The 10,959-nt window shown below is 42.0% G+C and carries 12 protein-coding genes; 6 read left to right on the forward strand and 6 right to left on the reverse strand.

The features are described 5' to 3' along the window. Nucleotides 1-150: 150 nt before the first annotated feature. The 5 genes from ACTWPX_RS18930 to ACTWPX_RS18950 form a co-directional block, all read right to left on the reverse strand. Nucleotides 151-1,377: an MFS transporter gene (locus ACTWPX_RS18930; RefSeq protein ID WP_443121061.1), complete on the reverse strand. Its 1,227-nt coding sequence runs from the start codon at nt 1,375-1,377 to the stop codon at nt 151-153. A gap of 103 nt (nt 1,378-1,480) precedes the next feature. Beyond that, the gene (locus ACTWPX_RS18935) at nt 1,481-1,696 is read right to left on the reverse strand and encodes a hypothetical protein (RefSeq protein ID WP_443121062.1); all 216 of its coding nucleotides are present in this window, start codon (nt 1,694-1,696) and stop codon (nt 1,481-1,483) included. A gap of 337 nt (nt 1,697-2,033) precedes the next feature. Next, a complete protein-coding gene (gene mscL, locus ACTWPX_RS18940) occupies nt 2,034-2,525 on the reverse strand; it encodes a large conductance mechanosensitive channel protein MscL (protein ID WP_443121063.1) in 492 nt (163 codons plus the stop codon). A gap of 164 nt (nt 2,526-2,689) precedes the next feature. After that, nucleotides 2,690-3,508, reverse strand: coding sequence for an ABC transporter ATP-binding protein (locus ACTWPX_RS18945; protein ID WP_443121064.1), 819 nt, complete (start codon nt 3,506-3,508; stop codon nt 2,690-2,692). Nucleotides 3,509-3,622: 114 nt separating this feature from the next. Then, entirely contained in the window at nt 3,623-4,747 is a 1,125-nt protein-coding gene (locus tag ACTWPX_RS18950; protein ID WP_443121143.1) for an IscS subfamily cysteine desulfurase, read from the reverse strand. Between the two features lie 102 nt (nt 4,748-4,849). On the opposite strand from ACTWPX_RS18950, the gene nadB reads away from it, so the two are divergent. The 5 genes from nadB (at nt 4,850) to ACTWPX_RS18975 (ending at nt 9,319) form a co-directional block, all read left to right on the forward strand. Then, complete coding sequence (gene nadB / locus ACTWPX_RS18955) at nt 4,850-6,415, forward strand: L-aspartate oxidase (protein WP_443121065.1); 1,566 nt, start codon at nt 4,850-4,852, stop codon at nt 6,413-6,415. Further along, nucleotides 6,396-7,247: a carboxylating nicotinate-nucleotide diphosphorylase gene (gene nadC / locus ACTWPX_RS18960; protein WP_443121066.1), complete on the forward strand. Its 852-nt coding sequence runs from the start codon at nt 6,396-6,398 to the stop codon at nt 7,245-7,247. The genes nadB and nadC overlap by 20 nt, the downstream gene beginning before the upstream one ends. Beyond that, the gene (gene nadA / locus ACTWPX_RS18965; RefSeq protein ID WP_443121067.1) at nt 7,244-8,350 is read left to right on the forward strand and encodes a quinolinate synthase NadA; all 1,107 of its coding nucleotides are present in this window, start codon (nt 7,244-7,246) and stop codon (nt 8,348-8,350) included. The genes nadC and nadA overlap by 4 nt, the downstream gene beginning before the upstream one ends. Nucleotides 8,351-8,423: 73 nt before the next feature. Further along, on the forward strand, nt 8,424-9,029 hold the full coding sequence (locus tag ACTWPX_RS18970) for a TetR/AcrR family transcriptional regulator (RefSeq protein WP_443121068.1): 606 nt from the start codon (nt 8,424-8,426) through the stop codon (nt 9,027-9,029). A gap of 104 nt (nt 9,030-9,133) precedes the next feature. Continuing rightward, nucleotides 9,134-9,319 (forward strand): H-type small acid-soluble spore protein, encoded by a 186-nt coding sequence (locus ACTWPX_RS18975; protein WP_128524846.1) that lies wholly within the window; start codon nt 9,134-9,136, stop codon nt 9,317-9,319. A 275-nt stretch (nt 9,320-9,594) separates the two neighbouring features. Here the strand turns inward: ACTWPX_RS18975 and ACTWPX_RS18980 are convergent, their stop codons facing one another. Further along, complete coding sequence (locus ACTWPX_RS18980; protein ID WP_443121069.1) at nt 9,595-10,209, reverse strand: PH domain-containing protein; 615 nt, start codon at nt 10,207-10,209, stop codon at nt 9,595-9,597. Nucleotides 10,210-10,385: 176 nt separating this feature from the next. Here ACTWPX_RS18980 and ACTWPX_RS18985 point away from each other — a divergent pair, with 176 nt between their 5' ends. Further along, entirely contained in the window at nt 10,386-10,880 is a 495-nt protein-coding gene (locus ACTWPX_RS18985; protein ID WP_443121070.1) for a hypothetical protein, read from the forward strand. Nucleotides 10,881-10,959: the final 79 nt, after the last annotated feature.

The following is a 10,959-nucleotide window of genomic DNA, read 5'->3' on the forward strand; positions in this document are numbered from 1 at the left end:
AATGAAAGTGAAGAAGCCCGGTTTTTTATACGGATTCGCGATCCCTGAGGCTGTGGTCGGGCTTCCTTTCACCTCTCACTATATCTTAAAAAAGAAATAGTGGGTAACGTCACCCGTCGATGACATTACCCACTAATCTTAGTATGTTTGTTATTCCGTTTGCATCTTTTGACCGCTTTTTTCTGTTTTGATGAGTTTAAGCACAAGCAATAGGAGAATGACACCGAACACTCCCCCTACAATGTAACTGATGTTCAGGTGGTCTTTCATAAGTAAAGACATTAAAGGAGGCCCTGCTGCTACTCCTATAAAGCGCGAAGAGCTGTAGAAGGATGTGATTGTTCCTCGCTCCTCTTTTTCAATCCCCTCTGTAATGAGAGCATCGAGCGTAGGCAGCATTGCCCCAATCGCTGTTCCAATAATACTCGTAACGATCAGTAACATTATTAACTTTTCACTTACATAGCCTACAAAAACCACACTACCAGCTATCATTATTAAAGCGGTGGTAATCACTTTTTTCATGACAGCTGTCTCTCCTTTGATCTTCTTCCCTGTGATGAAAGAGGCGACACACAGGGTGAACAAAGGAATCGCCAACACAAAGCCTTTTTTCACTCCATCAATACCGTGTCCTTTCTCCAGCACATCAGACATAAAGAATAGGACTGCAAACAAAATCAACATGGCATATACACCGAGAAGAAATACAGGATACAACCATTGTCCTTCTTTGTGAAAAATTTCCTTCGTTTTCTTTACGAATTGTTTCAAAGGTTGAGGCTTCTCCTGCTTCCCTTTAGGTACTTTTATGAAGAAGAAAACCAAGACAATTGAAATCAAACTGAAAAAAGAAATAGAGAAAAACGGTAAAAACCATAAAAAGGCCGCAAATAAAGAACCTAAAATCGGACTCAGCACTTTTCCGAATGTATTGGAAGTTTCGATAATGCCAAGACAGGAACTTGTCTTTTCATCATCATCCTTATAAAGATCTCCGACCAACGGTAATATGATTGGTGTAGCACCGGCGGCTCCGACTCCCTGTAAAACACGCCCGATAATAATCCAGAAGAAAGGGTCATCCACCTTCCAAGAGGCAAACCCAGCGATGATTCCACCTATCAAAGCCAATACCAAACTTGGTAAGATAACAACCTTACGTCCGTACCGGTCCGAAAGATACCCGGCAACAGGAATTAAGAATATGGCTGCCAAAGAATAACTCGTAATGATCGTGCTTGACTGGAATGATGAGATACCTACTTTCTTTTCAAAAATAGGTAAAACCGGAATCAACATAGAATTCCCAAGCGTCATGACGAGAGGGATGGAAGCCATGCTGACTAAACACCAACGACTGACTTTGTTTTCCATACTTACACCTCATTTGCATTCATATAGGTAGAATGTCCAAATCAGGTGGTTTCAACTACACTCTTTAATAAAAATGGATTTGAATTAATTGGAAGTTGGGAAATCAATGTTTAACAAAATTTTTTGATACGAAATACGCGACACTTGCTGAGATAACCATTAAAACGATAGGCATGGCCTCTTGAGCGAATAAAGAGGGGTCTGTGGGGTAAGTGGAGGAACCAGCAGTATAGGAAAGTGTCAAGAGCAGCCCGCTCACAAGTTCCAGTACTCCATAAGTCACTAAGAAAGTAATTATGAAAGTGATATATCCCTTCAACAAAATCACCTCCTCGCTCCTATACGATGTCGAAAGCCTCAAGTTTCAACACCAGAAGATGTAATTAGTGGAAAATGGATGCTCCCTTTTTAGAATGCGGTAGTTTTCACTTTTGCGGGTTGTGATGGAAGTAGAGGTGAGGAAGAAAATAATACGGAGGAACAGAAATCAGCGAAAACTGGGGCGGAATCTTAAGGTTTCTCCACAGCCAATGATCAATAATAACCTTTATGTAAGGCAACAATAGTAGTCAAAGATAACAAATATATTTCAAATCCCGCTCAGAATGAATTCTCTAAGCTTTGTCATGGTTTATTTGTGACTTAAAAAACATTCTTCACTTGATTCGCCACTTTGGACCAGAGACGGTTCGTGATTCTTTATCCATTCTAAGTGAAGATGAACAATTCGGACAAATGACCGCTTGAGTTGGAATCGGCATGCAGCAATAAGGGCATTCTTTTTTTGTCATTGATTGTAAAGGATGCTGGTGCGGCTTTTTCCACCTGTTAATTTGACGCACGACGATAAACACAGCGAAAAGAATAATCATGAACCTGACGGAGGCGGTAACAAACAACCCATAATTAATCGTAGCTGCTCCAGCCTCTTTCGCAGCGGACAAAGACGGGTAGACTGTCCCGTCCAAACTGAAAAACATATTTTCGAAATTCATTTTCATGTACAGCACACCTACGGGAGGTAAGAGAATATCTGTGACAAGAGAATCAATGAACCCACTGAACGCAGCCCCTAACACCATCCCCACTCCCATATCGACAGCATTACCACGGATAGTGAATTGTTTGAACTCATTTAATAACCCCATTGCCCTCCCCCTTCTCATCCATCATTCTATGAGACGATCGGACAAACTATTCGCGGGTACGTCCGGCATGCTTATGCAAACCTTTAAAGGAGCTTATTTCTCCAAAAACTGTTTTATAATTCCCTGAACATGAAAAAAACCTGGTCCTAGTCCCAGGTTTAACATTATAATATAGCTTTTTGACAAACTTCAGGAACCGCACCGAGTAAATCATATGTTAAGCAGACAGGCCGTTTCGTCCTTGGATCCTGTACAACTTCAGCGTCAATTTGAAACACTTCTTTCAAAACCTCTGCTTGTATGACTTGATCAGGAGCCCCTTCCTTGATGACGTTTCCATCTTTCAACGCAATAATATAATCAGCAAACCGGGCTGCATGATTTAAATCATGAATGACCATGACAATCGTACGTCCTTCTTGCCGGTTTAACTGTTCTAATAATTTCAGAACTTCTAATTGGTGTGCCAGATCAAGGTAAGTTGTCGGCTCATCCAGGATTAATAATTCTGTTTCCTGCGCTAGAGCCATCGCAATCCAAACACGCTGTCTCTGCCCACCTGATAAGGAGTCAATCGAGCGATCAGCAAACTCCTCGATTCCTGTAATCTCCATGGCCCATTGAATCGTATCACAATCGTGATCGTTCAGTTTTCCAAAACCTTTCTGGTGTGGGAAACGTCCGTAAGAAACAAGTTCAGAAACCGTTAAGCCGCTTGGAGCTTTTGGTGTTTGGGGTAGTACCCCCATTTTCTTAGCGATTTCTTTAGTTGATTCTTTTTTTATTGCCTTCCCGTCTAAGTAGACGCTTCCTGTTTGTACGGAATGAATTCTCGCTAAAGCTTTCAAGATCGTGGACTTCCCACACCCGTTCGGACCAATGATTGTTGTGATTTGGTTTTCGGGAATGTCTAAATCCAAACCTTGAACGACATGGTGGTCACCATATGAAATACCTACCTGCTCCGTCATTAGCTTAGCCATGCAAGAATCCTCCTAATAAAAAATAAAATTACAAACTCTTCAAAATCCGATAATGAAAATCATTATCATTATATCTGTCTCAACGCAATTTGGCAAGGTGTAGCATACTAGAATTCAGGTGCTTCTTTCAGCTATCATATTAGACAACCATCCTGAAAATTTCAGTATATCAGCTTCCTGTTGATCATGACTGAAGGAAATACGAATAAACGTACGAGCTTGCTCTTTTGTTATCCCCATCGCATGCAGAGTCGCAGATGTCCCTTCACTACGGGATTGACAAGCACTTCCTGTAGAAAAACGATACCCTTTCCGATTGCCTTCTAGCATGAGCCACTGCCCTTCAAAATCATGAACACACAAGCCGATGATGGGTATGGTGTTTACTTTGGAAGCACCGACAAGTGACCAACCATTCCTACTCAACTCGATCCTCCGGAAAAAATTTTCTTTTAATAGGAGAACCCGCTGTTGATTTTCCTGCAATCTCTGAACCATTTTCCCTGCTGCCACAATAAAAGCAGCTATGCCCGGTACGTTGACAGTACCGGCGCGGACTCCTCCCTCGTGTGAGCCTCCTGGAATTCTTGGAGCAAAGGTTAAATCAGGACGTATGTATACAGCGCCCACTCCTTTTGGTCCGTATACCTTGTGGCTGGAAATAGAGAGACTATCCACAAATGGACTCACTTCTTTAATATCCAACTTTCCGAAAGATTGGACACAATCACTATGAAACAAGACATTCTCCTTTCGACAAAGCTGGGAAATTTCCCTAAGCGGCTGAATGGTACCGATATCGGAGTTCACATGCTGAACAGAGACAAGTACTGTGTCCTTTCTGATCTCCTCCTGCAGTCTCGCCATATCCACTTCACCTTTCGACGACACAGGCACCCAGCTCACATCATAACCCTCAGATTGAAGTTTAGATGCCACATTATAAACCGAAGAATGTTCGGCTTCAGAAATAACCAGATGGCGTCCCTCTCCAGCTTTTACTAAAGCGTAAAGGGCAATTTCATTGCTTTCCGTGCCCCCGCTCGTAAAATAGACCCCTTTCATTTCCACTCCCAGAGCCGTTGCCAATTCTGTCCTGCAATGCTCTAATAACTTCTCTGCTTTAGTGCCTTCATCATGGAGACTGTGCGAATTTGCATAGTATTCTTTAGATGCTTGTACATAGGCTTCCAACGCTTCATCATCAATCGGACAAGTCGCCGCATAATCAAAATACATCACTCAGACATCCCCTCTCGTTTTTCACAAAAAACGCTTGTCATAAGCTTAATAGTATGTAAATATAGGTGTCAATACATGTGTATATAACGGAGGTCTGACATGAACAATTCAGATGTCATCATTGTAGGAAGTGGTGTGGCCGCCTTACAACTTGCCCGAAAATTAAGCAGGGATTTAAATGTGATCATTCTCACAAAATCCTTCATGAACCATGGCAATTCAGTTTTGGCTCAAGGGGGAATCGCAGCAGCATGGAAAGATTGTGACCACCCTATTTTCCATTTTATCGATACGATGGAAGCTGGCAGGGAAATGAACCACAGTACAGCAACTTTCCAGCTTACCCAAGAAGCACCCCAAACCATCCTCGATTTAATGAAAAGCGGTTGTGAATTTGATCTTGATGCTGACGGAAACCTTGCACTCGGTGTAGAAGGAGCCCACTCCCAGCACAGAATCGTTCATGGAGGTGGAGACCAGACAGGAAAAATAGTGATGGACTGCTTAAGTAAGAGCCTCCCGCCCAATGTAAAAGTTTTGGAGTACCAATTTGTCTATAAAATTCTTATGGCTGAAAATGGTTGCTGTTTTGGAGTGGAAAGTAGATCGAGTGATGGGGAAATGAACCGTTTTCTTGCCCCGCATATCATTTTATCTACGGGGGGTTGCGGCAACCTTTATTCACATACGTCGAACGCTGATACAGCCACAGGTGATGGAATCACACTCGCCTACTATGCTGGCGCAGAGGTTGCAGACATGGAATTCATTCAATTTCATCCTACCCTTGCCTATATCAATCAAGAATGTAAAGGATTAATATCGGAAGCTGTTCGTGGAGAAGGAGCTGTACTTGTTGATGAACTAGAAAAAGCGATTATGGAAGGGGTCCATCCATTTAAAGACTTAGCTCCAAGACACATTGTCGCGCAAACGATTTTCCATCATCGACAAAAAGGACATGAAATCTATTTAAATATAAGGGGAATTGAAAACTTCTCAGATAAGTTCCCTTCAATTACCAAAATGTGTGAATGGAACAGGATTGATTTAACACGGGGAATGATTCCGGTAACTCCCGGCTGTCATTTTTCAATGGGAGGAGTAAAAACAGACTCTCTCGGCAGAACCACACTGAAAGGGCTATATGCAATTGGAGAAGTCGCTTGCAACGGTGTTCACGGTGCCAACCGCCTAGCAAGTAATTCTTTGTTAGAAGGTCTTGTATTTGGAAGAAGATTAGCTGAACACTTGAATAGTCAATCAGGACTGCCCCGACCACCTTTCAAAAAAGACATGAAGAAAACATCTCCGTCAGCTGTCTCCCTCCCGCCTGTGGAAGAACTCCAAAAAAGGATGATGACTAACGTAGGAATCGCAAGAAAAAAAAGCGCACTTGAAAAACACTTGCAGTGGCTAGAATCCTATAATCTCATCAGCTGTAACCATCTTGACTTCACTTTGCTCACTAACGAACAAATCAAAGTTCTGTTTATGATGAAAACAGGCTGGTTAATTACAAAATCTGCTTTGGAGCGCGAAGAGAGCCGCGGTGGTCATTACCGCGAAGATTTTCCTGAAGAACTTCCTTTATGGCAAAGTAAGCAAATCATTCAGAAAAAAACATATGAAAGGAGGAAAACGAATGAACCGGTTGAAACTTAGACGTAGGATGGAAGCTTTTTTCATTGAAGATATTGGAGACCTAGACTTGAGTAGTGATTTTTTATTCCCAACCACACAAATTGGGAGAGTCGTTTTCACTTGTAAAGCATCCGGGGTTTTTTGCGGGGAGAGCATTATTGAAGAAGGTTACTCGATGATCGATCCAAGTATCCGGATTCATCTGCATAAAGAGGACGGCAATCCCCTCTTACCCGGTGATCCGATAGCAACAATAGAGGGGCCAGTGGCTGCACTTCTTAAAGGGGAAAGAGTTATATTGAATTTAATCCAACGATTAAGCGGGATCGCCACCCTGACCCAGAAGGCTGTGACTTGTTTAAATAGTCATCATACCCGGATTTGTGACACTAGAAAAACAACACCCGGCCTTCGCTTGTTTGAAAAATATGCCGTCAGAACCGGCGGCGGCTTCAATCACCGGAACGGCCTTTCCGATGCAGTCATGTTGAAGGATAACCACATTGAATTTTTTGGTTCGATTCAAGATGCCGTCGCTCAAGTGAAAGACCATGTAGGTCATATGGTGAAAATAGAAGTTGAAACAGAAAGGGAAATCCAGGTGGCCGAAGCGGTAGAAGCAGGTGTCGACTGCATTATGTTCGATAATTGCACCCCGGAACAGATTAAAAACTATTTAAGAATTGTCCCGCCCTTCATCACAACAGAGGCATCTGGAGGAATCACACTCGATACTTTGCAGCAATATCAAGGACTGGACCTTGATTACATCTCCCTTGGTTTCTTGACTCACTCCGCCCGATCTCTTGATATTAGTGCAAATGTGAAACTTTTAAAGGAGGAAATACAATGAACCTTTTTGAAACATTAGAAAAGAAGCATCCAACCTTACCTGCACGTTACCAGAAGATGAATGCAGACGAACTGGAAGAACGTATTAACAAAGTCAAAAAATCTATGGGGCGAAAGCTCTTCCTTCCTGGTCATCACTATCAAAAAGACGAGGTGATCCAATTCGCCGATGCGCGCGGAGATTCTTTAAAACTGGCACAACTTTCAGCTTCCCAGCATGAAGCGGAAGCGATTGTTTTCTGCGGAGTCCATTTCATGGCGGAAACCGCTGATATTTTATCAACAGAGGATCAGCATGTTTACTTGCCTGATATGCGAGCTGGTTGTTCCATGGCGGATATGGCGAACATCACTCAGACAGAAAAGGCATGGCAACAGCTATTGGATATTTTTGATGACACCATCCTCCCCCTTACATACGTCAACTCGACTGCAGCAATCAAAGCATTTGTCGGAAGAAACGGCGGTGCCACTGTAACGTCCTCCAATGCCGCCAAAATGATTCAATGGGCATTTTCTCAAAAGCAGAGAATCCTCTTTTTGCCAGACCAGCACCTGGGAAGGAACACAGCTTATGATTTAGGCATTCCATTAGACCAAATGGCAGTATGGGACCCTATTATGGAAGAACTGATTCACGAGGGGTCTATTGAGGATGTGAAGGTGATTCTATGGAAAGGACATTGCTCTGTCCATGAAAATTTCACTGTGAGAAATGTACAACAGGTACGTGCGGACTACCCTGATATGAAAATAATCGTCCACCCAGAATGCAGCCGGGAAGTCGTGGAGCTTGCGGATGTGGCCGGGTCGACGAACGCTATCATTTCTGCTATAGATCAAGCCCCCGCCGGCAGCTCTTGGGCAGTAGGGACAGAAATGAATCTCGTCAACCGGATCATCCACGAAAACCCGGATCAACACATCATTTCCTTGAATCCAAGCATGTGCCCATGCTTGACCATGAACAGGATCGACCTGCAACACTTAGCCTGGTCATTGGAATCATTGGCTGCAGGCGAACCCACAAATTTAATCAAGGTGGATGCTGGCATGGCTCATGATGCCAAACAAGCGCTGGAACGGATGTTGGATCGAGCATAACCCCTTTTCAAAAGATCCAAAAGTGAGTACACTCATAAATGAGTGTACTCACTTTTAATAGGAGCTGATTGTAATGGATCGGATAAAGAAAAAGCAAAAAACAAGAGAAACAATAATTGCCGTAGCCAAAAGGATTTTTAATCAAAAAGGATTCGAACAAACCACAACCTCCGAAATTGCAGAGCAGGCGAACATCGGGCACGGGACCCTGTTCAATTATTTTGATTCAAAAGCAGACTTGTTAATCGATGTTTTCACAGAGGAGTTCATCGATCGAATCGACAACTTGGATTACCACCTGACAGAAGAGGACCAAACTCGCTGTGCTGATGAAATCGTGTATTTATTTTTATATAGAAGAATTAAAAAGTACCTCCATTTAAGAAAAAGCATGTTCCGTGACATGATGGGGATTGCTCTCACATCTTTCCAGTCCGACCAAGAACGTATGAAACATTTCATAGGTCTTGATTTTATGCTTGTTGACGAGCTGATTGAATTACTGAATCATTTAAAAGAAGAAAAGAAATTAACACATGATTTTGATTCTAATGAAGCGGCCGAAATCATCTACAGCTCACTTGCTTTTGAATTCATCATGTTCCTTTACCAGCATGAGATGACCACAGAGCATTTTTTAACTGGTATCAGAAACAAGTTGAAGTTCATTATCCGCTAGAAAAGCAGTCAGATGTCATCAGTCTTCTCCTGGACACCTTACATGAATACAAATCACCATTTTTGAGAAAATTATATTCACAGAACAAAGGAGGTCTTGAAGAGATGAACAAAGAACGCGCCACAGAAATTTTCAACTCTCCAGAAATGATCAACGTCATGCATCAGGACAGAGAAGTTTATATTGAAGAGGTCATCGAAAGAAATGAAATGGCCCGCATTCACCCGGTGGATCAACCGAATATCGTACAAAAAGTGCCCCTTTACGAGTTAAAAGAGAATGTACACTGATAGAAAAAGACTGGGATAAAAGAATTTTTCCACTAGAAAACCCGAACGAAAAAATCGTTCGGGTTTTCTTTATGAAGCAATAAAGCATAAGCGCTCCGACAACATACTTCTCTTTCCGCTGGAGCCTTCCCCTTCCCCTACAACCCTAGCGATATGGTTTTCCCGAAATCGCTTGAGTGTTAACCTGCACCTTATGGGGTGGATGGCGACCACCCTCCAGCACTGTTCTCCCTCACTAACGCAAGAAGGTCCATCCTTAGTAACGGAAACCTTTATCAGTTATGAATATACTTTTCGAAAATATCCTGAAAATCTTTTCTTACATGCTCTCTGTGCTTCTTCGCAAACCAATCGTAAGCAAAGTTGACGACTTCATCGAACTCCTTAGAAATATCGTTATCATGGAAGCGGTTATCGCGAATTAGTTCTCGTGCTGTACCTATACTATCTTTAGCATACTCCGAGTGCTGCAAGTTTTCCTCTTGAATTTGGGAAATAGCTACAAGTGATTTGTACAAATCCGCAATGGCTTCTCCTTCATCCTTCGCTATATCAATATTCATACTTTTATTGCCCAAATTAAAATTAATCTCAAGATCCAAATCAATTGTCCCTGCTGTTTCAACAGAGACGTCACCAATCGGATGTTTGTAATAATCATAACGATAGATGTTGCGCTTACTACTAGAAGCCTTATCCCCATCAATATGAACAAGAGCTCTGTTCGTGAAGCAATATTCATCACTTTTAGATTTGATCAGGAAATGGATTTCTTCACCATCTTCGGTTAACACGAAATCATCGGACTGAGTCTTATCAAAGTCTTCTTTATTTATAATTTTCCCAATATCACTCAGCCCCAAAGCATCACTAGCTAATTTCTTGAACATAAAAAATACCTCCTCACAAATTTACTTTGTTAATGAATTCGACGAAATTAATGCATCCCCTCCTCTGGACATCATCCAAAATTTAGGTTTTATTAAAAGGGAAAGAACATTTTAGGGAGGTGCAAGAGGAGAACCATCACGGATAAGTACTTTTGATTGATAGTTAGGAGGATGGGATGAAAAAAATCATTTATCTGATATCTTTAATTGCCCTGGTACTCTCGGCATGCACAGAAGCTGAATCTGAAAAGCCGTACACAGTGGAAGATGCTAAAGAAAATGGTGATGTCATAGTACAGCACCAAAGTGAAAACTTCGATCAAATCGCCAAGGGCGCATTGGATGTTGAAAATATCCAACAAATCAACTCTTTAGTAGAAAAAGTAGAGCAGGGAAAAGAAGCTTCCGTCGATATTTCGATTTTCACCCCTAATGGGGATCATTACAAAAATAACATTAGTTTCGATGGCGAGGAAGTCACTTTTGAAAATAACTATGGGGGTTACAAGCAGTCTCCAGAAGGTACTTTTACGTGCAGGTATCTAATAAAAAGAGAACCGATGGTTTACGTAAGCGGCTGCCAGGGAGAGGATGGCACAGAATACACTACTTTACTTGGTTTTGTAGGAACGTTAACTGCCTTTAAGGAAGCAAAATTAGAGGATTCTTAAAGTAGAAAAAAGCGGGTGCAGCCTTTCAGTCTTGATAAGATTGAGCAAACATTTAAAGCGGTTTTATTTTGCTACAATA

Origin of the sequence: Halobacillus sp. H74 (genome assembly GCF_052246715.1) — a bacterium.
Taxonomy (GTDB): Bacteria; Bacillota; Bacilli; order Bacillales; family Halobacillaceae; genus Halobacillus; species Halobacillus litoralis_A.

Bases quoted from the DNA above. Each gene is read 5' to 3' on its own strand.
- ACTWPX_RS18930 (WP_443121061.1), bottom strand. From the start codon at position 1,377: ATGGAAAACAAAGTCAGTCGTTGGTGTTTAGTCAGCATGGCTTCCATC.
- mscL (WP_443121063.1), bottom strand. From the start codon at position 2,525: ATGGGGTTATTAAATGAGTTCAAACAATTCACTATCCGTGGTAATGCT.
- ACTWPX_RS18945 (WP_443121064.1), bottom strand. From the start codon at position 3,508: ATGGCTAAGCTAATGACGGAGCAGGTAGGTATTTCATATGGTGACCAC.
- ACTWPX_RS18950 (WP_443121143.1), bottom strand. From the start codon at position 4,747: ATGTATTTTGATTATGCGGCGACTTGTCCGATTGATGATGAAGCGTTG.
- nadB (WP_443121065.1), top strand. From the start codon at position 4,850: ATGAACAATTCAGATGTCATCATTGTAGGAAGTGGTGTGGCCGCCTTA.
- nadC (WP_443121066.1), top strand. From the start codon at position 6,396: ATGAACCGGTTGAAACTTAGACGTAGGATGGAAGCTTTTTTCATTGAA.
- nadA (WP_443121067.1), top strand. From the start codon at position 7,244: ATGAACCTTTTTGAAACATTAGAAAAGAAGCATCCAACCTTACCTGCA.
- ACTWPX_RS18970 (WP_443121068.1), top strand. From the start codon at position 8,424: ATGGATCGGATAAAGAAAAAGCAAAAAACAAGAGAAACAATAATTGCC.
- ACTWPX_RS18975 (WP_128524846.1), top strand. From the start codon at position 9,134: ATGAACAAAGAACGCGCCACAGAAATTTTCAACTCTCCAGAAATGATC.
- ACTWPX_RS18980 (WP_443121069.1), bottom strand. From the start codon at position 10,209: ATGTTCAAGAAATTAGCTAGTGATGCTTTGGGGCTGAGTGATATTGGG.
- ACTWPX_RS18985 (WP_443121070.1), top strand. From the start codon at position 10,386: ATGAAAAAAATCATTTATCTGATATCTTTAATTGCCCTGGTACTCTCG.